This window comes from Kitasatospora sp. NPDC004272 (assembly GCF_053603035.1).
In genome coordinates this window covers 18,092-39,505 of record NZ_JBSGET010000058.1, presented here as the reverse complement: position 1 = coordinate 39,505, position 21,414 = coordinate 18,092, and the positions used below count along the sequence as shown (strand labels likewise).

At 70.1% G+C, this 21,414-nt stretch carries 23 protein-coding genes; 12 read left to right on the top strand and 11 right to left on the bottom strand.

What is annotated here, in order from left to right; genetic code table 11:
- Positions 1-46: 46 nt before the first annotated feature.
- Positions 47-175 (bottom strand): hypothetical protein, encoded by a 129-nt coding sequence (locus ACWEO5_RS19290; RefSeq protein ID WP_452163507.1) that lies wholly within the window; start codon positions 173-175, stop codon positions 47-49.
- Positions 176-412: 237 nt separating this feature from the next.
- The gene (locus tag ACWEO5_RS19285) at positions 413-1,003 is read right to left on the bottom strand and encodes a helix-turn-helix domain-containing protein (protein ID WP_051816744.1); all 591 of its coding nucleotides are present in this window, start codon (positions 1,001-1,003) and stop codon (positions 413-415) included.
- 324 nt (positions 1,004-1,327) lie between these two features.
- Between ACWEO5_RS19285 and ACWEO5_RS19280 the strand changes: the two genes are divergently transcribed.
- The 7 genes from ACWEO5_RS19280 (at position 1,328) to ACWEO5_RS19250 (ending at position 8,220) form a co-directional block, all read left to right on the top strand.
- Positions 1,328-2,374, top strand: coding sequence for a hypothetical protein (locus ACWEO5_RS19280; RefSeq protein ID WP_452163506.1), 1,047 nt, complete (start codon positions 1,328-1,330; stop codon positions 2,372-2,374).
- An 80-nt stretch (positions 2,375-2,454) separates the two neighbouring features.
- On the top strand, positions 2,455-3,084 hold the full coding sequence (locus ACWEO5_RS19275) for an ATP-binding protein (protein ID WP_452163511.1): 630 nt from the start codon (positions 2,455-2,457) through the stop codon (positions 3,082-3,084).
- Positions 3,085-3,230: 146 nt separating this feature from the next.
- Positions 3,231-4,193, top strand: a complete 963-nt coding sequence (locus ACWEO5_RS19270) for a DUF2637 domain-containing protein (RefSeq protein ID WP_452163505.1) — start codon at positions 3,231-3,233, stop codon at positions 4,191-4,193.
- 267 nt (positions 4,194-4,460) lie between these two features.
- Positions 4,461-5,168, top strand: a complete 708-nt coding sequence (locus ACWEO5_RS19265; RefSeq protein ID WP_452163504.1) for a plasmid mobilization protein — start codon at positions 4,461-4,463, stop codon at positions 5,166-5,168.
- The gene (locus tag ACWEO5_RS19260) at positions 5,165-6,955 is read left to right on the top strand and encodes a relaxase/mobilization nuclease domain-containing protein (protein WP_452163503.1); all 1,791 of its coding nucleotides are present in this window, start codon (positions 5,165-5,167) and stop codon (positions 6,953-6,955) included. The genes ACWEO5_RS19265 and ACWEO5_RS19260 overlap by 4 nt, the downstream gene beginning before the upstream one ends.
- A 76-nt stretch (positions 6,956-7,031) precedes the next feature.
- A complete protein-coding gene (locus ACWEO5_RS19255) occupies positions 7,032-7,757 on the top strand; it encodes a hypothetical protein (protein WP_452163502.1) in 726 nt (241 codons plus the stop codon).
- Positions 7,758-7,890: 133 nt separating this feature from the next.
- Positions 7,891-8,220, top strand: a complete 330-nt coding sequence (locus tag ACWEO5_RS19250; protein WP_452163501.1) for a hypothetical protein — start codon at positions 7,891-7,893, stop codon at positions 8,218-8,220.
- Between the two features lie 55 nt (positions 8,221-8,275).
- Here the strand turns inward: ACWEO5_RS19250 and ACWEO5_RS19245 are convergent, their stop codons facing one another.
- Positions 8,276-9,433: a hypothetical protein gene (locus ACWEO5_RS19245; protein WP_452163500.1), complete on the bottom strand. Its 1,158-nt coding sequence runs from the start codon at positions 9,431-9,433 to the stop codon at positions 8,276-8,278.
- A 134-nt stretch (positions 9,434-9,567) separates the two neighbouring features.
- Between ACWEO5_RS19245 and ACWEO5_RS19240 the strand changes: the two genes are divergently transcribed.
- Complete coding sequence (locus ACWEO5_RS19240; protein WP_452163499.1) at positions 9,568-10,590, top strand: tryptophan--tRNA ligase; 1,023 nt, start codon at positions 9,568-9,570, stop codon at positions 10,588-10,590.
- 13 nt (positions 10,591-10,603) lie between these two features.
- Here the strand turns inward: ACWEO5_RS19240 and ACWEO5_RS19235 are convergent, their stop codons facing one another.
- From ACWEO5_RS19235 to ACWEO5_RS19220, 4 genes are read right to left on the bottom strand one after another with little or no spacing between them, the layout of a single operon-like run.
- Positions 10,604-11,677, bottom strand: coding sequence for an NAD(P)/FAD-dependent oxidoreductase (locus ACWEO5_RS19235; RefSeq protein ID WP_452163498.1), 1,074 nt, complete (start codon positions 11,675-11,677; stop codon positions 10,604-10,606).
- Entirely contained in the window at positions 11,640-12,542 is a 903-nt protein-coding gene (locus ACWEO5_RS19230; protein ID WP_452163497.1) for an NAD-dependent epimerase/dehydratase family protein, read from the bottom strand. Before ACWEO5_RS19230 ends, ACWEO5_RS19235 begins: the two co-directional genes overlap by 38 nt.
- Positions 12,539-13,540: a hypothetical protein gene (locus ACWEO5_RS19225; RefSeq protein ID WP_452163496.1), complete on the bottom strand. Its 1,002-nt coding sequence runs from the start codon at positions 13,538-13,540 to the stop codon at positions 12,539-12,541. Before ACWEO5_RS19225 ends, ACWEO5_RS19230 begins: the two co-directional genes overlap by 4 nt.
- On the bottom strand, positions 13,537-14,544 hold the full coding sequence (locus ACWEO5_RS19220; RefSeq protein WP_452163495.1) for a hypothetical protein: 1,008 nt from the start codon (positions 14,542-14,544) through the stop codon (positions 13,537-13,539). The genes ACWEO5_RS19225 and ACWEO5_RS19220 overlap by 4 nt, the downstream gene beginning before the upstream one ends.
- Before the next feature lie 355 nt (positions 14,545-14,899).
- On the opposite strand from ACWEO5_RS19220, the gene ACWEO5_RS19215 reads away from it, so the two are divergent.
- Entirely contained in the window at positions 14,900-15,865 is a 966-nt protein-coding gene (locus tag ACWEO5_RS19215) for an AAA family ATPase (RefSeq protein ID WP_452163494.1), read from the top strand.
- Positions 15,862-16,425 (top strand): guanylate kinase, encoded by a 564-nt coding sequence (locus ACWEO5_RS19210; protein ID WP_452163493.1) that lies wholly within the window; start codon positions 15,862-15,864, stop codon positions 16,423-16,425. Before ACWEO5_RS19215 ends, ACWEO5_RS19210 begins: the two co-directional genes overlap by 4 nt.
- Here the strand turns inward: ACWEO5_RS19210 and ACWEO5_RS19205 are convergent.
- On the bottom strand, positions 16,422-17,237 hold the full coding sequence (locus ACWEO5_RS19205) for a DUF1932 domain-containing protein (RefSeq protein WP_452163492.1): 816 nt from the start codon (positions 17,235-17,237) through the stop codon (positions 16,422-16,424). The two genes, ACWEO5_RS19210 and ACWEO5_RS19205, sit on opposite strands and share 4 nt — an antisense overlap.
- Before the next feature lie 23 nt (positions 17,238-17,260).
- Complete coding sequence (locus ACWEO5_RS19200) at positions 17,261-17,911, bottom strand: HAD family hydrolase (RefSeq protein WP_452163491.1); 651 nt, start codon at positions 17,909-17,911, stop codon at positions 17,261-17,263.
- A gap of 50 nt (positions 17,912-17,961) precedes the next feature.
- Between ACWEO5_RS19200 and ACWEO5_RS19195 the strand changes: the two genes are divergently transcribed.
- Both ACWEO5_RS19195 and ACWEO5_RS19190 read left to right on the top strand, forming a co-directional pair.
- Positions 17,962-18,891 carry a helix-turn-helix domain-containing protein gene (locus tag ACWEO5_RS19195; RefSeq protein WP_452163490.1) on the top strand — a complete coding sequence of 310 codons (930 nt, stop codon included), beginning with the start codon at positions 17,962-17,964 and terminating at the stop codon, positions 18,889-18,891.
- Between the two features lie 28 nt (positions 18,892-18,919).
- Entirely contained in the window at positions 18,920-19,393 is a 474-nt protein-coding gene (locus ACWEO5_RS19190; protein WP_452163489.1) for an NUDIX domain-containing protein, read from the top strand.
- Between the two features lie 253 nt (positions 19,394-19,646).
- On the opposite strand, the gene ACWEO5_RS19185 is transcribed toward ACWEO5_RS19190, so the two are convergent.
- Positions 19,647-20,186, bottom strand: a complete 540-nt coding sequence (locus ACWEO5_RS19185) for a hypothetical protein (RefSeq protein WP_030459225.1) — start codon at positions 20,184-20,186, stop codon at positions 19,647-19,649.
- On the bottom strand, positions 20,183-21,286 hold the full coding sequence (locus ACWEO5_RS19180; RefSeq protein WP_037600983.1) for an ImmA/IrrE family metallo-endopeptidase: 1,104 nt from the start codon (positions 21,284-21,286) through the stop codon (positions 20,183-20,185). The genes ACWEO5_RS19185 and ACWEO5_RS19180 overlap by 4 nt, the downstream gene beginning before the upstream one ends.
- Positions 21,287-21,414 lie beyond the last annotated feature (128 nt).

Genomic DNA, 21,414 nt, shown 5'->3' with positions numbered 1-21,414 from the left:
AAGGCGACACCGGGAAGTGGTCACCGGCGACAGCGTTGATGGACCGTCAGATCGGTCTATGGGCCGCGACGGCAGCGGGCACGGCGGCAGCGGCGGCAAGGCGGCCAGGAACCGCCTCGACTTGGGCCAGGTCGGCGGCAGCCTGGTCGGCGGTATGGCGGAGCGTGGACAGCACGCGGTTCCTTCCTCGGTGGCTGGTGGGCTGCAACCCTGCACCGTGGTCGATCGTCATGGATGGGCGTTGCGCGGTTGGTGGCCGCGTGGGGTGTGACGTTAGCTCTGGATTCCGGCCGCGCCAAATGGCCGGCGAGCTCGGTGAGCACAGTAGGAACGGTCCGGCCGTTTACCTAAAAAGATCTTGGCCGGAGCCTCGTGGGCAGTCTGCAACAGCCAGCACAGAGACCCCGTCCGGTCACTCGTCGGTATGGACCGGCTCGGTCGGCATCTTGCCGCCCTTGAGGAACTCCTGGACCAGTGGGGTCGGGGCGTATCTGCGGTACTCGAAGGAGAGGCCGATCGCGATCTTCCCGCGCAGCCGCTTGCGGTTGTGGGGGAAGTCCTGGCAGTACTTCTCGGCGGCGGCCAGGGCCTTGGTCGTGAACTCGGCGCCCTGCGCGGTCGTCCGGTACCCGAAGATCACGTGGTCGGCGAGCTGCTGCATGATCTTCTCCTCGGGCGAGGTCGAGGGGCCGAGGAAGTCCTCCAGAGTCAGGTCGAAGACCTTGGCGAAGCCGATCGCCTCGTCGAGGTTGATCCGCCGCCGGGGTTCGCCGCTCTCGATGCGCCAGACCGAGGACTGGTTGATCGGGTAGCCGGCCTCGGTCATGCGCTTGGCCAGCTCGCCGGTGCTCCATCCGCGGAGCTCACGCTCCAGCCGGACCCGTTCGGCAGCGTTCTCCTCGCTCAGGCCGGCGACAGCGGCTTCACCGGTCGAACCGCCTTCCGGCTCCTCCCGCACCAGTGCGCCGGAGGGGGCCTCCGCGGCCTTGTCCTGCCCGGGCATTCGATTCACCTCGCATCTATTTCCGAGGCGACTTGCATAACGGCCGCCGGGGTGCCATAGTCATGCATAGCGAAACGCATGTCAAGTCGAACCGCATCGCGGACAACGACCTGCGCCTCGCCCTGAAAAGGCCGAAGGCCCCCGGTGCTACCAACACCGAGGGCCTGAAAGGTCCCAAAACCGCCCATCCATGACGATCGACCACGGTGCAGGGTTGCAGCCCATGCGCACCGAGGAAGGACCAGCGTGCTCCAGCGTACGGCGTCGCCCCTGTGCGGCGCACCTGTCTCGCGCCCGTTCGCCCCGAAGGCGGGGCGGTAGGCCATGGCGCGCATCCGCACCATCAAGCCCGAGTACCCCGTCTCCGAGGACCTCGCCTCGGTCTCCCTGACCGCCGAGCGCACCTTCGTCTGCCTGCTCACCCAGGCCGACGACGAGGGACGCCAGCGCGACAACGCGGCCGTCCTCAACGGCGCGCTCTGGCCGCTGCGGCCCGAGCACACCGCGCTCGACACCGAGGACGAGCTGTGCCAGCTCGCCGAGACCGGCCTGATCTGCCGTTACACCGGCTGCGACGGCCGCCAGTACCTGCACGTCACCAAGTGGCACGAGCACCAGAAGATCTCCCACCCCACCCCTTCGCGCCTGCCCGCCTGCCCCGTCCACGAGCCCGCGGGCTGGTGCGGCAAGTGCAAGGCCAAGGGCCAGGGCTGCGCGCGCCCGGCTCCGGAAAACTTCCGGAGCCTTCCGGAACCGCTCGCGCCCCTCGCGGAGGCCGTCCCCGCCCAGCGGCCCTTCACGGCCGACGCCGAGTCCGCCCCCGCAGTCGCCCTGCCGGTGCCAGCTGCGGCAGGTCCGAGCGAAAGTGAAGGTCAGACGGCTTCTCCGGAGTCTCTCCGGAGGGCTCCGGAGAACGTCGTGCCTGGACCATGGACCTTGGACCATGGATCTGTCCCTGAAGGGGGCGGCGATGCCGCGCCCACCCCGACACCCTCGTCGCCAGCACCCGACCGGGACGGTGTGGTCCTGGTCGCCGCGCCCACTGGCAAGCCGTCGGTGAACGCGGGCGACCTGGTGGCCGAGTACGTCGCCACCTGCCCGAAGCCGGTACCGGCCAGCGTGCGGGGCCACCTCGGCAAGGTCATCAAGGGCCTGCTCGACGGCGGCACCAGCGCCGACGACATCCGCGCCGGGCTGCGGCTGTACTCGGCGAAGCCGATGAGCCCGAGCGTGCTGCCGAGCATGGTCCACGAGGCGATCAACGCCCAGCCCGCCGGGGCCATCCGTGCCGGGCACAGCGCCGCCCGCGCGCCCTACCAGCCCTTCGCCAACCCGGCCGACACCCGCGCCTACTACGAGGGGGACCTGTGACCAGCCTGCCCAACCCCCGCCGCACGGACGAGCGCTGCGAGCCGCAGCCAGCCTCCGGTGCCGTCCTGCGCCTGGAGCGGATGCTGGCCGCCAAGGGCATCGACCCCGACCGGCCGCTGCCCGACACCGACCAGCCCTCCACCGCGCTGGAGCTCGCCGACCGCCGCATCCCGCCGCGCTACCGCCTCGCCGAAGCCGACCACCTTGAGGTCGCCACCTGGGTCCAGCAGGTCACCCTGGCCTGCCGACCCGGCCCCGGCGGCACCCCGGGCATCGCCCAGGGCCCGTCGCTCCTGATCGCCGGACCCACCGGCTCGGGCAAGACCCACCAGGCGTACGGAGCGATCCGCAGCCTGCTCGCGGCCGGTGTGCGTCTGCGGTGGGCGAAGATCACCGCCACCGAGCTGTACGCCTCCCAGCGTCCCCGCCAGGGCGTCGACACCGAGCGGGAGATGCGCGAGCTGATGGCCAGCCCGCTGCTGTTCCTCGACGACATCGGCGCCGCGAAGGCGTCCGAGTGGACCGAGGAGCTGACCCTGCGGCTGGTCAACCACCGCTACGAGTACATGCTCCCGACGCTCTTCACCACCAACCTGCCGCTCGGCGAGATCAAGGCCGCCCTCGGCGACCGGACCGCCTCCCGCCTCGCGGAGATGTGCGAGCGCGCCATCCTCACCGGCACCGACCGCCGCCGGAGAAGCGCCACCTGACCGGCCGACGTCCCTGACGCCCGTGCCCGCACACCATCACCGGCGCGGGTCCAGCCGGGGCGCTCCCCTCCCACACGCTCACCCCACCGTCGCCTCGCCGCATCGCCGCGCCCGCGCTCGGCGAGGCCACCCCTGGAGCACCACACGTGACCACCGTTGCGATCCCCCCTACCCCCACGCCGTCCGTCCGGGCCACGGTCTTCGACCGCCTCGCCGTCGCCCTGCTCGGCGTCCTCGGCTTCGTCCTGTCCTACGACGCCCTGCGACAGATGGCCGCCGCGACCCACATCCGCGGCCCGCTCACCTACCTCTTCCCGGTCATCATCGACGGGTTCATCGCGTACGGCGTCCGGGCGCTGCTCGTCCTGCGGGACGCCCGCTGGCCCGCCCGCGCCTACGCCTGGACCCTCTTCGCCGGGGCCACCGCCACCAGCATCTGGGCCAACGCCCTACACGCCGTCCGCCTCAACCAGATGCCCGCCGCCGAAAGCGGGCTCAGGCTCAGCAACACCGTCGTCGGCGTCCTGTCCACCCTCGCCCCGCTCGCCCTCGCCGGCGCCGTCCACCTCTACATCCTCATCGCCCGCCACGGTGAGCAGAACGACCCGCCGAACGCCACGACCTCTACCGATGCGGTGGCCGCCGACCACGAAGTGGAGTCCTGGCCGAAGCAGGCGGAGGACCGCAGCGACGACAACGCCCTGCTGACGCTGCTGTCTGCGGCCGGCCTTCTGCCCGACGAGTGGAGCGGCGCACTCCCCGGTCCCCAGTCGGCAGAACCCGACGACCAGCCGAACGACACTCGGGACGCCACAGCCGACGAGCAGGCCCAACCCGCCGAGCCGTCCGACGAACCCCGCGTCGGGAAGCCTGCCACCACCGCACAGGGCAAGCCGATCGGCCGCCCGCCGGGGGCATCCATGGAGCAACTGGTGGAGATCGGCCTCAAGGCTGCCATCGCCCATGGCCGACTCACCCGCGCGATCGTCGAACAGGCCATCCGGGAAGCCGACCTGCCGCTCGGCAGTACCCGCTTCACGGAGCTGATGAAGAGGCTCCGCCTCGTCTGGAACGCCGAGCACGGCCGCAAGGCCCCCGGAACGGGCTGACCGCCCGCCCGCCTGTTCGGCCGACCGATGCGGTCGGCCGGACACCGGCTTCTGCCGACTCGCACGCGCAGTCGGCAGAAGTCCACCACCCCGCTACCGCACCCGGCAGAACTCGCCCGCGCCGTGGACCGCCCTCCCGCGCACCGGTCCACGCCCGGCTCGTTCTGCCCGACGCGCCGCCCATGCCTGCGAAGTCCGGTGCGGCCGAACCGGCACCTGCCCGGAAACCTCCCGCCCGCACCGCCACCACCACCAGGGAGCACACCCGTGAACACCACCCGCCAGACCCTCAACGACCAGCCCGGCAACCCTGTAAGCTCCCTGAACCGCAACGAAGTTGACCACCTCCAGGTCAACAGCGGAGCAAGCGAGTGCGTGCGGGGCCCCTACGGGGCCACGCACGCGGGCGTCCCCGCCCAGGGGGGCGTGGACGGGCCGGTGCTGCCGGGGGCGGCAGCACCGGGGCTTCACCGCGAGGGCGCGGCGAAGCAGGAGGAGACGCCCGCCGTCGAGCTGACCGTGCCCGCACGCTCTGCCGATCGTGCTGAGCGCGCGAGCGTCCGCGGTCCCAAGCGCCGCCGCCGTGACAACGAGAACCCGAAGACGAAGAAGCTCGGCTTCCGCTGCACCGCGGAGCGCGCAGCGCAGATCAAGCGGCTCGCGCGGGAGACCGGCCTGAACGTGGCCGACTACCTGGAGCGCCAGGCGCTGACCGTCGGCGGCGCCGGCACGGTGTCCCGGGACGAGCAGTTGGACGAGGCCGTGCGGGCACTGGATGCGGTGCGGTTCCAGGTCGCCCGGGTGGGCGTGAACGCCAACCAGATCGCCTTCCAGCTCAACGCCCAGCTCGGCATCGAGCACGGCCCGGCGCAGGCCACCCTTGCCGCGGCCACAACGCTGGTGGTCGAGGCGCGCCGAGCAGTGGCCGAGGTCGACGTTGTGGCGATGCGGGTGGCGAAGGCCGTCCGCCGGTGATCAGCACCGTCCGCTCCGGCACGAACACGCTGAAGGCGCTCAAGTACCTGTACGGTCCGGGCCGGCGCAACGAGCACACCGACCCGCACCTCGTCGCGTCCTGGGACGGCCTCGCCCCCGACCCCGGCCGCGACCGGGAGGCCACCCTGGCCCAGCTGCGGGACGCCCTCGACCTGCACGTCGTCCGCTACGGCAGGCCGGTCGCCAAGCACGTCTACCACCGCATGGTCCGCGCCGACCCCACCGACCGGAACCTGAGCGACGAAGAGTGGGGCCAGGTCGCCCGCCGGGTCGTGGCCGCCGCCGGCATCGCCCCCGACGGCGATCCGGACGGCTGCCGGTGGGTCGCCGTGCACCACGGGGACAACCACATCCACATCCTCGCCACCACGGTGCGCGCCGACCTGACCCAGGCCCGTCTGCGGGGCGACCAGTACCGGACGGAAGCCGAGCTCACCGAGATCGAGAAGCAGTACGGGCTCACGGACTGGTCCGGCACCCGCACCCGCGAATACCGGGCCGGTATCCCCAAGCGCGCCAAGAGCCCGGAACTGCGCAAAGCCGAGCGCCTCGGCCAGGCGGAGAGCGGGCGGGAGCGCCTTCGGACCGGTGTTCGCCGGGCCCTTGCCGGTGCAGCCGACGAGGAGGAGTTCCTCGCCCGCCTCACCGCGCAGGGCATCGCCTTCGAGGTCCGCCGCCTGCCCTCCGGCGACGCCAAGGGCTACAAGTTCGCCCTACCCACCGGCGACCCGGGCCCTCCGGTGTGGTTCTCCGGCAGCCAGCTCGCCGCCGACCTCACCCTGCCCAAGATCCACGAGCGCTTCGCCGCCGGCCTCGACCAGCCCGCACCCAACCACCCGGGCGACCCGGGTCGTCCGGCCGCGGTCCGCTACCGGGCCAGCACCACCGCCGACCGCGCCACCCGCATCCTCGACGACGCCCCGGACACCGCCCAGGTCGCCACGGTGATCAGCGGCGGCATCGAAGCCCTCGACGCTCTCGCCCTCACCAGTCCCGTCCTGTCCAGGAAGGAGATCAACCAGGCCGCCCGCGCCCTCGAATACACCGCTATCGGCCGCACTCGCGCCGCCCGAGCCGACCTGCGGGCGATGCGCTCCGCCGCCCGCGAACTCCTCTACGCCGGCCCCACCGGCGGCCGAGGAGAGGAAGGCACGGCGGCCGCCACGGTCCTGTCCAGCCTGATCCTGCTCGCGATCGCCATCGCCAAGTGGCACGCCGCCCAGGGCCACCGGCACCAGGCCGACGCCGCCCGCACCGCGGCAGGCCACCTGCGCACCGCCTACGGCAGGCACGCCGGACGACCGATCGCTCTGCTCGACACCCGGGGCCGCCAGCTCCCGGAGCCGGTCCGCGACCAGCAGGAGACCGCCGTCCGGCAGGTGCTCCCCGCCGACCAGGCCGCCCGGCTGCTCGGCGACCGGGACGGCTGGGCTGCGCTCGCCGCCACCCTCGTCGAAGCCGAAGCAGCAGGCCACGACCCCACCATCCTGCTCACCCACGCCGCTGGCCGCCGGGAACTCGCCAGCGCCGACTCACCCGCCGCCGTCCTCACCTGGCGCATCCGCCGCGACGCCCACCTCCCAACGCCCACACCGGCCATCACGCCCGAAGACCACCGCACCACAGCGGCGCTGTCCAGGAGCACCGCCGCCCGCCCCGCCCCGCCAACTCTCCAGCCCAGCAAGCCCGGTGACCCGTCACGACCGGCCGCCCCTGCACCGGGAGGGCCGACGACCGCACCGCATCGACCCGCCCACCGCCCCTGAAACCGGCCAAGGAGCCCGGAACACCCCCGCCCCATCACGCCCTTAACACGAGCCTCTCCGAAGGAGATTCACCACCTTGACCCAGCCCGACCGCCCCCTCGACATCCTCCGCCTGCTCAACGACGCCGACTTCACCGTCCGCCCCGACACCGACACCTGGTCCCACCACGACGGCCGCCCCTTCACCGAGACCGAACAGACCCTCGCCCACCAGGCCACCGACGAGGAACTCGAAACCCTGATCCTCGCGTACAGGATCGGCCTCGCCCAGGGCCTCGGCGGCGACCCGGCCCGCACTGCCCGTGTCCTTCTGCACCGGTACGCGCGCAGCCTCCCCGGCGGCACCGCCCGCGAGGACATCGTCGCCGCCATGACGGACGAGGACCGCGCCGAGTACGAGCGCCTGAGCTACTGGGCCCGCACCGGCGTCCGTCCCGAGGTCGTCGCGCTGCTGCTCGACGCCGACCTTCCCTCGTTGATCGCCACCAAGACCTTGACCCACCGCGACGGCCGCCCCTTCACCCAGGCCGAACAGATCCTCGTCAGCACCTGCACGGACCGGGAGACCGAAGCCGTCCTCGCACAGATCAAGCTCGAACGCGACTTCGACACCGAACAGGAAGCCGATGCACCCCGCGTCCTCGACGCCCTGCTCACCAAGTACTACGGCCACCTCCCCTATGGCACCCTGATCCCCGACCCCGGCGCCGCCATGACCGACGAGGACCGCGCCGAGTACGAAAGCCTCGTCCACGTCCTCGCGCCCGAACCCGGAGACCTCCTCGCCCACGGCGAGGACTGACCTCCAACGCCCTTGCTCAGGTGCCAGCTTGGTCAAGGTGTCGATGTGATGTCTTCGGCGGTGGTCGGGAACTTCCCGACCACCGCACGTCTTGTGCTCCCTTGCATCACGCCACCGTGTCGGAAGGGACCACATGACCGACTACGATCCCGACTCCCCCACCCCCGGCCATCGCCCCGTCGTCCGCGCTGTCCCCCACCCCGGCGAGCTCGACGCCCGCGGCATCCCCATCACCTGCGCCCACTGCCACGCCCGCCGCGACTGGCTCCTGCTCAACGTCCTCCACCAGGTCTTCGTCCGCTGCCGCTGCGCACACGAGTGGGAGGAACCCGACCTCACCCGCGCCTACTTCGACCAGCACTACACCGAACCCGAACACGAGTGGGACGACTTCGACACCGCCATGCGCGCACTCGCCTTCGACGGACTCCTCGCCGGGACGATCTGGCCGACAGACTGCTGACGAGAACACCGGAGGCGGGTGCTCCGGCTGACTCGCTCGTCGGCCGGAGCGCCGCCTACGCCGGTGGGAGTGCCTTCGCCACGACCTCCTGAATCCGCGAGCGTACTTCGGGGTTGGCAGTTGCCAGAGCCGTCGCGCCGGAGACGATGAGGGACCACATCGCGGTCTGCGCCAAGGCGGGGTGGCGCGCGATGGGAGGAATCAGGGGGACCAGCCAGGCCGCGGCGAACCACAGGGCGGCCGGGACGACCCTGGCCCGTACACGAGACACGAGGTCGGGAGCGGCGGCAGGTGGAGGAGCCGTCGCCAGCAGCGCGGCCCGGTCACCGCGTGCGACCAGCAGCATGCCTCGCACCAGGGACTCGACCACGGCTGTCACCTCTGCTTCGGACCTCGCCCTCACCAGGTCGGACTTCAACAGCCGGATTCCTTCGGCGATGCGGTCGGCCTCAACACGCAACTCTTTGCGAAGCTGCCCGTCCGCGGCATCGGTCCGATCGGTGAGGGCGAGACAGCGAGCGGCGTCGACCGCAAGTGTCTCCACAGCCTCGGCCCATCGGCGGCAAGCAGCCGACGAGCGCCACATGCTGCGCTCGCTGTGGAGCCGGTGAGCGACCCAAACGATCCGAACGACCAGGGCGTCGTACGAATGGCACTCCTGACTGACCTTGCGCCGATGAACGATCAGGCGCCATATCAGCAGGGGAAGTTCGACGACTATGACGATCACGAGCGCGGCGCGGCCGATCTGCGGAAACAGCCACGGTGACACCCACTGCTTCGGCGCTCTGAACACCATGACCCAGGTGAAGGTGGTCAGGCCGGTGGCCAAGGCGACGGCGATCCGGGCCGTGAGAACCCGGTAGCGAACGCTGGGCAGCCACAGCGCAGCTCCGAACGTCCAGACCAAGGCGACGATCAAGGCTGAGGCGCGCGGGTTGCCTCCCATCACGACGAGCAGCGGCGGCAGGGCGATAGGGACGAGCCAGGGGGATAGCCACTGGTAGTAGAGACGGTGCCCGACCGCGACACGTTTTTCGATCGCGGTTCGGACCGGGGAGAAAGCGTCCCGGTCGGAGGCCGAGGTGCCCACCAATGGGACCAGGGCCCGCGCCATCCTCATCACCGAGAGCAGTTCCTGGCTGCGGCGCCGCGTCACCGCCCTCCCTGTCGCCCAGCTTCCCGTGGTTGCCCGGACAGCGGTCCAGCTCATCTGATCTCCTTCATCCTCGAACAGCCGCATGACTCTACGGCGCAGGTGCGCCCGGGCATCTTGGTAGACGAACTGCAGGTCGGCGCTGTCGCGAATCGCCGTCCTCGTGGTGCTCGCGCCGGTAGGCTCTCTGCATGGTGACTGCTGAACCGAAGGTGTCGCTCACGGGCATCAAGCCGACCGGAGAACCGCACCTCGGCAACTACATCGGGGCCATCAAGCCGGCCCTGGAGCTGGCCGGTGGGGCCGAGTCGATCTACTTCATCGCCGACTACCACGCGCTGACGTCGGTACGCGATCCGGAGTTGCTCGGCCGGTGGACCCGTTCGGTGGCAGCCACCTGGCTCGCGGCGGGGCTGGACCCCGAGCGCACGATCTTCTACCGCCAGTCCGACGTCCCGGAGATCTTCGAACTCCACTGGGTGCTCTCGTGCTTCAGCGCCAAGGGACTGATGAACCGCGCCCACGCGTACAAGGCGGCGCGGGACCGCAACCGCGAGGCCGGGGTCGAGGATCTGGACGCCGGGGTCAACATGGGGCTGTTCAACTACCCCGTGCTGATGGCCGTGGACATCCTGATCATGGAGGCGGACCTCGTCCCGGTCGGCAAGGACCAGTTGCAGCACGTGGAGTACGCGGCGGACATCGCCGGCGCGTTCAACGCCGTCTACGGAGACGCCTTCCGGCTGAAGATCCCGAAGGCCGTCGTGCCGACCGAGGACAGCGGCCGCACCCTGCCCGGTACCGACGGCCGGAAGATGAGCAAGTCGTACGGCAACACGATCCCGCTGTTCGCGCCGGAGGCGGAGCTGCGGAAGACCGTGCGCCGGATTCCGACGGACAGCACGCCGGTTGAGGCGCCCAAGGATCCTGACGCCTCCTCGGTGTTCCAGCTGCTCTCCCACTTCGCCGATCCGGCGACGACGGCCGAGGTCCGCGCGCGGCTGGAGGCTGGTGGCATGGGCTGGGGCGAGCTGAAGGACAAGCTGTACATCGTCCTGAACGAGCAGCTGGGCCCGCTGCGCGAGCGGTACGACGCGCTGATGCAGCCGGGCAGCGAGTTGGAGGAACTGCTGGCGATCGGCGCGGCCAAGGCGCGCAGGCGGGCCCAGCCGGTGCTGGAGCAGGTGCGGAAGGCGATCGGGATCGGCGGCTGATCCCCCGGGTCTGTCAGCTTCTGGAGGCCACGGTCTGAGCGACCTGGTCGGCTGCGTGCCAGGCGGTGGTCCACTTGCCCGGCAGACAGACGACCAGGTTCGCGACCTGCCCCCAGCCGGCAGGCGGATGACGGAGATCGACCACGACCGCCGACGGGTCGGGTCCGGTACCTATCGGCTCCGCGACCTGGCCCCATTGCAGACGGACCCGCTCTGCGGGCAGACTCGGCCACCGCGCCGACAGGGCCGCCGCGATCCGGTAGTGCTCGACGGCGTCGTCGGCAGGACCGCCGGGACGTCCGGGAAGTGCGACACGGAGTTCGTTGCGCTGGGGGCTTACGGCGAGCAGGTCGCCGTCGAGCCAGTAGGTGAGCGGGAGTCGGGGGACCGGTCCCTCCAGGACGCCGTACGGCAGGTTGCCGATCGCCAACGGGTGCTGGATGCCTAGCAGGTCGAGCAGATGAACCGTGCGGTGGCCGGCCGCCAGTACGAGGGTGTCGGGCCGGTAGTACCCGGCATCCGCGCTCCACAGGACCACTTCGGTCCCGGAGAGGACCGGCGCGCACGACGCCGGACGGGCAAAGCCAACCCCGCGGGTCGCCGCGTGCGCGATGGTCTTGGAGTGCACGGCGGCCACGTCCACCGAGAGGTCGGGCAGGGCGAAGGCGGCGGCAGGGGCAACGGACGGCTGAACTCCGTAGCCGTCCAGTTCTGCGGCAGACAGCGGCCGTGCGGGAATCCCGAGGTCGGACCACGCCTGCGCGTAGCGCTCGACTTCGCCGGGCGAGCCGAAGAGGGCCAAGCCCGGCGCGAGTCGGACGTCCTCGTCGATCAGACCGGACCAGCGGGAGCGGTGCTGCCAGCAGGCGGCCGCAACCTCGGGGAGCACGGGGGCGTAGACGGCTCCCGAGTGGAGCTGGCCGAAGTTCTGCAGGGACGCGCCGGCGGCGCCGTCGCCGTGGCAGCGGACGTGATGTCCTTCCTCGGCCAGCCGGGTGGCGGCGGTGAGTCCGGCGAAGCCGGTGCCGAGAACGACGGTGTCAGGGGTACTACTCATCGTCTTCCTTCGATCGGGCGGGCTGATCACCCGCGATGACGGTCCGGGCGCGGGGCATGTCCAGGTACCTCTCGAAGGCGCGGACGAGCCGTTCGGGCGCACCGTGGTGGTCCACCCCGGCGCGGATATGGGGCGGCAGGAGCGCGAGCCGTTCGCGGCTGGCACGCCGGTGCGCGGTCGGGCTGTTCCGGCCCACCGTGTGGGAGAGGACGAGTGAGCCCAGCGCGCCGGGCAAGCCGGCGATCCCGCGGTGGACGTACGGTTGCGGATCACCTCCTCGAACGACCCACAGCGAGCGTCGCGCCGGGTGGTGGCGGATGGCTTGCAGAGCTGCCGCGGCAGCCTCGTAGGTGCAGTTGTTGCCGACGACCGCGCCGGGACGGTCCCCGGACCGGTCGGGCTGGACGGTGTCGACGAGCTGGGGCAGCAGAACGAGGTCGACGCATTCCAACCGCGCGTAGTGGAGAGCCTGTTGGCGCTTGGCCCTGCCGTAGGGCGTTTGGAAACCCAGCGGTGCCAGCGCGGCCGTCGTGCCTGCGGCCAGGATCCGGACCGCATGTCCCTCGGCGGTCAGCAGTCGACGGGTTCGTACCGTGAAGGTGGTGGCGGCAGAGATCGACCGTCGCATCGAGGCGACGCTCGTCCGGTCGAGGACGAGATCGACGAGGACGACCTCCCCCTCACCGCCCAGCAGGTCCAGCAGCCGGTCCTGCACCGATGCCCACTGGGCAGCCGTAGTCAGGTCCGCGCAGACCCAGCCGTCCGGCGGCGGGTCATCGGCAGGGCTTCGGGAAACGCCGATGACTCGGTGCCCCTGCGCGCGGAGCATCGGCAGGAGGTGCCGACCGAGACGGCCGGCACCTCCCAGTACGACGAACGTCTGACCTGCGGTCACCGGCCGCACTCCCGCCAGATCCTGGCGAAGGTGGAGAACGTCTCGGCGAACCGGTGCTTGGCCAGCTCCCACCCGGCGGCCTCCTGTCGCCTGCGCCGGAATGCCGCCCGCGCCTGGTCGATCTCCACCATGGTCCAGCCGCTGCTGAGTTCGATCGCCGAGAGCAGGGGACGCTGGCTGGCCTCGTCGTCGGCGAGGACACGGGCGGCGATCTCCTCGTCCGCCATGCCGAGGTGGATGCCCGAAGCAGGGATGCTCTTGGACATCTTGGGGTAGCCGCCCAGGCCCTCCAGGACGCGGAAGTAGAGCGCCCCGAGCTCGACCTGCCAGCCGAGGCTCAGCTCGCCGGCCTCCCGCTGTCGGTCGAGGACGAGTCGGGACAGCTCGGTGAAGTAGCTCTCCTCCAGACCCGAGAGCATCAACACGCGGGCGGCGCCTTCCTCGGCGGGGCCGAGGATGTCCGCGACAGTGTAGAGCGCGTCCACGGTGAGACCGACCTCGCTCCCGAGCAGACCGTGGTCCTGGTAGAGCTCGACCAGGTCCTCGTGGTGGTCGAGGAAGTCCTGGCGGCTGAGGAACCGGGCGATGCGCCCGCACCGCACGAGGTTGGCGGTGTCGGTGTGCGAGCGCATCCGGACCGGCGCGAACTCGGCCTGCGAGTCCAGGCCGATCGCCTGCATGAAGCTGAACATCTGGTCGCGGACGGCGGTGAGCTGGTTCCACGGCACGTTGCGGGAGTTCCACGCGCCCAGCTCGGAGACGACCACGGTCATCGGCACCCGCAGGTGGCGCTGCAGCTCGATCACTCCGAGCATCACCGACAGGGTGCCGGCGGTCGGGGCGTTGGTCGGTCCGAATCCGGTCACGACGGCCAGCGGACGGTCGGGGTCGAGGGGAAGGACGTCCTGCAGCCGGTCGTGGTGGGTGAACCGGCGGGTGAGGGGGCCGAGCGTCCTGCCGACCCAGTTCTCGTTGACGGGCAACGGTTGCGGAGTCATCGGAGGCCCTTCGAGGCGGCGGAGCGGAGACGGGGAAGGAGCCGCTCGGCGCGGCCGTCCAGGCGGGCCTCCCGGACCAGTTGGAGGGCCTCGTCGTCAGCGACTCCCGGGTGCGCGGCGGCGAGGATCGCGGCGGCGTTGCGCTCGACCAAGTCCGTGACGGCCGGGTCGCCGTCCGGGCGGAGGGACTCGACCAGGGCAGCCGCGTTGGTGGCGTGGTCGGTGCGGTGCCTCACGGCCCGCCGCCACGGACCGGTGGCACCGTCGCTGTGCTGACTGACGAGTTGGACAGCTCCGTGTTGCAGTACCGCGCTGGTGCTCGTCCCGAACGAGGCGAGTTCGTCGATCCGTTGCCCGGGCCCGATCCAGGTCGTCACAACCCGGCCGCGGGCGATGTCCGGGCGCGCCGAATGGATGCCCAACGCGGCGGTCCGCACGTCGTCGTGGGCCAGCCCGTGGAGGAACGCGTCGGCCGACACGACCAGGGTCGCGGCTGGCATGAAGAAGCTCATCGGGCTGAGGAAGTCGAACCGGCCGTCGTAGCGGGCCGCGTAACGCGGGCAGAAGGACGCGTAGTCGACGAAGGCGATGCCGTACCTGGCCGTGAACTCGGGGATGCGGGCGGGATCGGTCAGCGAGGGCACGCCGAGCGCGGCCAGGACGTCGGACGCGCCCGAGACGGCCGAGACCGACGACGAGGTGCCCTTGACGACGTTCGCACCGCTGGCGGCGGCCAGCAGGGCGGCGGCCGTGGAGACGTTGAAAGTCTTGAAGGTCTCCTTCCCGCTGCCCGATACGGTCACCGTGCCGTCCGGCACGACCACCGGCTTGGCCAGGTACTCGGCGAGCGTGTCGTCGAACGCGACGACCTCGGCCCAGACCTGGGTGAGCAGGGCCGGGGTGAGGCCGTCGCCGTCGAGCAGGCGGCGGGCCCAGTCGCGCCAGCTCTCGTCGGCCTCGTCCCCCTCACCGCGAAGGGCCTCCGCGAACTGCTGTGTGTCCACCGAGCAGGAGCCGTCGGAGGCTCCGGGAGGGGTGGTCGTCCTGCGAACCTGACGTGGAATGAAGGGAGTTGACTGTACATCTGAGCGTGATGCGGGATGGAACATGGTGCGGCCTCCAGTTCGTTCGTACCGGTGGGCACTGTTGCCACGGACATCACAGCGGGCCTAGCGTGATCGCTGTATCACTCCGAGTTGTCGAGGCCGTTCGCCGTCCCGCTCAACGTGACTTCAACATCCGCTTACACATGGGATCGCCGACCTCGGACCTAGGCTCGGAATCATGCTGACGAACCGTGAGCTGGTGGGGGACTTGAGCAGGGACCGATCGGGCTGGCGGCCCGAGAAACTGCGGGAGATGCGAGAAGCCCACGGGCTCACCCTGGAGGCGGCCGGCGAACGGCTTCGTGAGACCGCGCGTCGCGCAGGACTCTCCGCGCCCGCCGCCAACTTCCAGACGCTGTGGCAGCACGAACAGGGCGAAGTCTTTCCCGGGCCGCACTACCGGCGCGCGTACTGCCTGCTCTACCGGGCGACCGAGCCCGAGCTCGGCTTCCGCAAGGCGCTCCCGGCCGAGCAGGTCGGTCATCAAGTCGCCCACTCGAAAGAGCAGTTGGAGAGCGAGCACGTCCAGGCTGTCACCCGGGCGCTCAAGCACCTGGTGCCCGCTTCGGCGAAGGGCGGCATCCAGGGCGCCCAACAGCGAATCCTCGACGCCTGGCGCCGTCGGCACACCGGTGGCGACCCGAACCAGCCCTCACTCCTGCTGATCGGTGGATTCGCTGGAAGCGGTAAGTCCGAATTCGCCAAGTTCATATCCCAGTTGACCGGTTGGCCGCTCCTCGACAAGGACCCGCTCACCCGGCCGCTGGTGGAGCGCCTGCTGACCGAGCTCGGTTGCGACCCCAACGACCGGCAGTCCGAGACCTACCGGACCGAGGTCCGGCCGCTGGAGTACCAGTGCCTCATGGAGTCGATCCTCGCCAACGTCGAGTGCGGCATCTCCACGGTGGCCACCGCCCCGTTCATCAGCGAGATGACCGATCCGGTGTGGATGCGGCGCCTGACCAACCGCTGTGCGGCGCACCAGGTGGAGGTCACACCGATCTGGCTGGAGTGCGACGCGGACTCCATGCGCGAGTACATCGCCTTCCGTTCCGCCGCCCGCGACGCCTGGAAGCTCAGCAACTGGACGGACTACGTCGACGGGATCGACCTCGACCTCCGCCCGGTCGTCCCGCACCTCGTCGTCGACAACCGCTACGGATCGGCCATCGCGGTCGCCGACCAAGCCCGATACGCCCTGGGAGTGGCACGCGCATGAAGACCGGGATCATCCTGTACGGACCGCCGGCCAGCGGCAAGGACACCATCACCGCGGCCCTCATCGAGCAGGACCCACGGCTGGACCAGTTCGCGCGGCTCAAGATCGGCGGCGGCCGCAGCCAGGGCTACCGGATGGGCACCCCCGACCAACTCCACCAGCTCGAAGCCAGCGGCGGCGTCATCTACCGCAACGACCGCTACAACAACACCTACCTGATCGACCGACCGGGCCTCGACGCCGTCTTCACCGCCGGTCGAACCCCGATCATCCACCTCGGCCAGATCGCCGGCATCGACGCCCTCACGACGGGCTACCCGGCATCCTGGCTCACCGTGCAGCTCTCGTGCCCACGGCACGTGACCGAGCAGCGGTCCGCCCTGCGCGGCGACACCGACACCCCGGCCCGCCTCGCCGCCTGGGACGCCACCGAAGCCGACGTCCTGGCCCACCCCTCCGTAGGGTGGGACCTCCATCTGCGGACTGACCGGCGGTCGATCGAGGAGTCCGCGCAGGTCATCATCGAGGCGCTGAGGCCAGCCGATGAGCTGGCCTTTTAACGGCGCTCGTGGAGACGGGCCAGTGCGTCCACCAGGTTGAGTTCCGCATCCCGCGCGCCCTCCCAACGAAGCAATGCCTCGGCCGCGCCGCGCATCGGTTCACCCGGCAGCCCGCACTCCTCCAGCAGTTCGGCGGCCTCCACCAGCTCGGGCACCCAACGCCAGGCCCGGCCAGCTGTCTTGGGAATGTAGCCGGTCTCCACCAGGTAGCTCCCCGAGCGACCGGCGGCGATCTCCAGCAGCTCGCCCTCGACACCGTGGTCGGCCGCCAGCGCGTACGACAGCGCCGCGAGCACCCGGGACGCCTTCTGATAGCTCGTGTACGAGAGCTTGAGCGCGCTGGCCTGTCCGAGCTCGGTGCCGAGGACACGGGCGCGTACGTCGGTACCGGCGAAGAGCCGCACCACCTGGTCGACCGCCTGCTCGGGGCCGGACAGGAACAGGCGGGGCTGCTTGCCGCCACGCGGAGGCGAACCCACCACCGAGCCGTCCACGACCGTCGCTTCAGGCAGCGCCGACGCGATCCGCTTGACCCGTTCCGGGGTCACGGCGTTCGCTTCGACGTAGACCCCTCCGTAGCCGTGCTCCGCGACCTCGGCGGCAAGCTGTTCGGCAACGGCAGGCGGGCAGACGGAGAGCAGGACCTCGCACCGCGGAACCAACTCGTCGAGGCTCGGAACCTCGGTGAGGCCGGCCTCGACCGCGCGACTCCGGGTGGCCTCGCTCCGACCCGCCGAGCACCAGAGGACAGTCGTCCCTGCCTGGCGGATCTGGGCCGCGACTGCTGCACCCATGCTGCCCGGGTGCAGCATTCCGACTACCGGTCGACCGCTATTCATGCGTGAACCCCGTTCATCCCGAGCAACAGCTCGATGGCTTCGCCGGCGTCCGAGACGACGTGATCCGCTTCGACAGCGTTGCCGTTACCACCGGACACCCAGATCGTCCTCAGACCGGCAGCCCGCCCGCCGGCCACGTCCTTCTCGGGGCTGTCGCCGACCATCCACCCGCCGGAGAGCCCGTCGGCTCCCAGGAGGCGGGCCGCCTCCGTGAAGATGCCGATCTCCGGCTTGCGGATGCCCACCTCCTCCGAGACGCACACAGCGTCCACCCTCCGATCGATCCCGGTCCTCGCGAGCTTGGCCCGCTGTATGTCGCCGGCACCGTTGGTCACGACCGCCAGCCGCCAACCGGCCGCGCGCAGTTCCTCCAGGCCGGACAGAACCGCAGGTGGGCAGGTCACGGCGGCTGCCATGCCGCTGCAGTAGTGCTGCCACAACTCCTCGGTCGGAGCGGAGAGGGCGAACTCACTGCGCAGGCGGTCGAAGTCGCTCCGGTAGGCGCGCTCGTACATCGCGTCCAGCAGCCACTCCTCGATGTCCTCGGCGAAGCCGAGGTCGGAGCAGAAGCTGCGAATGCACACCCGGAACCCCTGCGTGCGATCGACGAGGGTGTCGTCCAGATCGAAGAAGGCGAGTCGCTGCACGGCGGCAACTCTACTGCGGGCAAAGACGGTTGTTCTGGCCTGGAGCAACGATGCCCTTCCCGGAGGAGCGCCGGGAATCGAGCAACCCACCCGACCTCGACATCCTGCGCGTCGAAGTCGGCTCCACCTTGTCCGCCGACAAGGACGCCAGGTACTCGCGGGCGACCAGGCTCGTCCCCGACATCCTCGCCCAGGCCCAGCGCGCTGTCCGTACCTACGACGGCGACGACCGGCTGAAAGCCAAGGCCCTGCTCGCGATGGCGTACCAGGGCGCGGCCATGGTCCTGACGAAGATAGGGGAAGCCGATCTCGCCTGGATGGCCGCTGATCGCGGTCTGGCTGCCGCGCAGGAGTCGGGCGACCTCGTCGTCACCGGTTCGCTCTTCCGATCGGTCTCCCACTGCCTCCTTGCCAGCGGCCGTCTCACCGCAGCGCGGGATCTGGTGGCGGACTCAGCGGGCTATCTGGAGAGTGGCCTTGCGGACGCCTCGCCCGCGTACCTGTCGATCTACGGGACGCTCTTCCTCGTCGGCGCGGTGACCGCCGCCCGGCTCGACGACCGGGCCACGGTGAGCACCTTCCTCGCCGAAGCGGACCAGGCCGCACAGCGCCTGGGTCACGACGCCAACCACATGTGGACGGCCTTCGGGCCGACCAACGTCGCCATCCACCGCATCTCAACGGCCATGGAACTGGGCGATGTCCAGGTCGCCGCGGACCAGGGGCCGCGCGTGGACTCCTCCACCCTGCCGCTCGAGCGGCGTGTCCGGCACACCCTCGAAGTGGCCCGCGCCTACAGCGCGCAGAACCGGATGGACGAGGCCCTCGCCCTGATACTCGACGCCGAGGAACTGGCTCCGGAGCAGGCCCGCTACCACTTCATCCCACGACACCTGGTGACCACCTGGGTCCGGCAGCAGCGCGGCAAGCCGAGCCACCAGCTTGCGGGCGTGGCCCAGCGGCTGCGCATCGTGGGGTAGTCCGGCGGGGACGGATACAGTCATGGTCATGAGCGACTCCGACGCACCCGAGGCCGTTGCCCAGCCGCGCACCGCCGCCGGGGTGCTGTTCTTCGACCAAGCTGACCGCGTGCTCCTGGTGAAGCCCACGTACAAGCCGGGCTGGGAGATCCCGGGCGGCTACCTCCACCCCGGCGAGACCCCGAGCGAGGGCGCGGCCCGAGAGGTCAAGGAGGAGCTCGGTATCACCCCGCCCATCGGCCGCCTCCTCGTCGCGGACTGGGCACCCCACCCGACCGAGGGCGACAAGCTGCTCTTCGTCTTCGACGGTGGCATCCTCCCCGCAGAGGAGCGAGCTCAGATCAACCTGGACGGGGTGGAGATCGGCGAGTACGCCTTCCACACCGCCGACCAGATCGACGAGCTCCTCATCCCTCGTCTGGCCCGGCGGGTCCACGCCGGCCTTGACGCCCGATCTCGCTCGGCGACCTCCTACCTGGAGCACGGAACGCCTCGCCTCTGACCAGGTGCCCGGGGCGTCCTCAGAATGCCCAACTCGGCCTCCAACAGCCTGACTTCTCCTGGCGAACACTTCTTGAGCGCCCTGGCTACCGACCCGCACCTGACAAGTACAGCGCTGCTCCGCCGAAGCGCCACGCGAAACGCAAGTGCGGCCCCGAACACCACGATGCCAAGAGTGGCGTCCCAGGACCCGCTGGCCACGCCACCACCCGCTGGGCCAGGCCCGCATACGAGCCAGGTACACGTGCCGGTCGTCAGTTCAGAAGGTCAGCCGCGGACGAGGGCAGCCGCAAATGCCGCCCCTGGGCGGCCATTGCCCGCATTAACGCGTAGGCGTCCTGTGCACTGATATCCCCGTTCACAGCCGCGATGGCCATGAGATCAATTGTCTCGCGGGTGGTGATGCCCTTGAGTCGTGCGTATCTGAGCGCCTCGTTGTCATCCGAGATCCACCACGAGCCCGCGAACTCCCCGAGGTTCAGAATGACGTGGCAGGTCTCCGCTTCGCCGAGGTGCTTCAGCGGCTCGTCGTCGGTGCCGCCGAAGACCGTGCGGCGGATGCGGTTGATCTGTTGGACATCGACGTCACTGGTGATCTCGATTGGCTCGCCGAGCCAGCCGTCAGCTGCGACGTTGCCGAGGGAGGGCAGGACGGATGCTGACCGGTGCGCTTCGTAGGCGACTGCGGCGGTCCACCGTCCGCGATCGTCGAGTACTGCCTTGAGCAGATCGAGTCGCTCCACCGAGGCAAAATTGCACAGCACCGTGTTGTCAGGGAAGAAGTAGGCGTTCACGAGGAGCTGGAAGCCTCGCTTCCCGTTTCCAGATCGCGCCTCAGCGCGTCAACGTCCCTGCCAAGAAGGCCAGCGTACGGGCGGAGCGTGGCCTCGCCCGCCTCGTAGGCTGCATAGGTGTCGCGCACGAGGAGTCCTGGGGGTCGAGAGCTGCTTGTGATGACGGTCCGTCGGGCGAGCTCCTCACCACGGCCAGCCAGGGCAGCCGCATTGGCCGAGGTGATGGCCTTGTAGCGCTCGCAGGCGCCGGCATCGATCAGACGAAGGTTCAGCAACCGATACGCGAGAGCCGAAGGGGTCACCATCCAGTCGCAGGCTAGAGCGGCAAAAGATGCCTCGGTGAGACCGGTCGTGCCGACAGCCTGGCGCATGTCCTCTTCTGGCGTGAGGAAGGCTGCAGCGAAGGCGTTGGCTTGGATCTCGCTCGGCTCCTTCGCGTACGCCTTGTCGAATACGTCGTTGTCGAGGTGCAGCTCTTGGTTGTCACCTGCCAGCAAGTGACCAAGTTCGTGGGCCAGAGTGAACCGCTGCCGAGAGGGGAGGTGGCAGGTAGCGAGCACAATGATCTTCGCCTCGCTTGACGCGGCAGCAAGCCCGTCGAAGTCGGGGCCCACCTCGACGACCGCCACGTCGACTCCGAACACCTCCTCCACCAGCTTCGGGAGGTCCTCCTGTTGTACAGACAGGCCGCGGCGAGCTACAGCACCCAGTGCGTTCGTGGCCAGACGGCGACCCCGCTCCGTCCAGTTCCCTGCAGCGGGCCCCTGGAGCACAGGCTGCCACGGCTGCGGGAAACCAACAGCTGCCATGTCTGATCTGAGCGTGCTGTATCGCCTCGCGGCGCGGATCGCCTCGCCGGCGCTACCGCCGGTGGTCCGCGCTGCCAGAGCCAGCGGAGGCTCCTCCCCGGTGATCAGCCAGTCGACTGTCACGGTGCACAGCTCGGCGATACGCGCCAGGTCAAGCGACGAGAAGCGGCGACTGCCGCTCAGGGACTTGGACAGCTTGGAGTCGTCGAGCCCGATTCGGAGGCCGAAATCGCGTTGACTCAGCCCCGATGCCTGGATCAGCTCGCGTACGCGGTCGGGGGTGTTCGGCATGCAAGCCATGCTAGCAGGGCCGTTTGCGAAAATCGAAAAACAGCGCGAGGATGATGGGACACATGGGCCGTCGTACTCTTCCGCTGGTTTGCTCCAGAGATGGTCCCGGCTCGGGCATGATCAGGTGG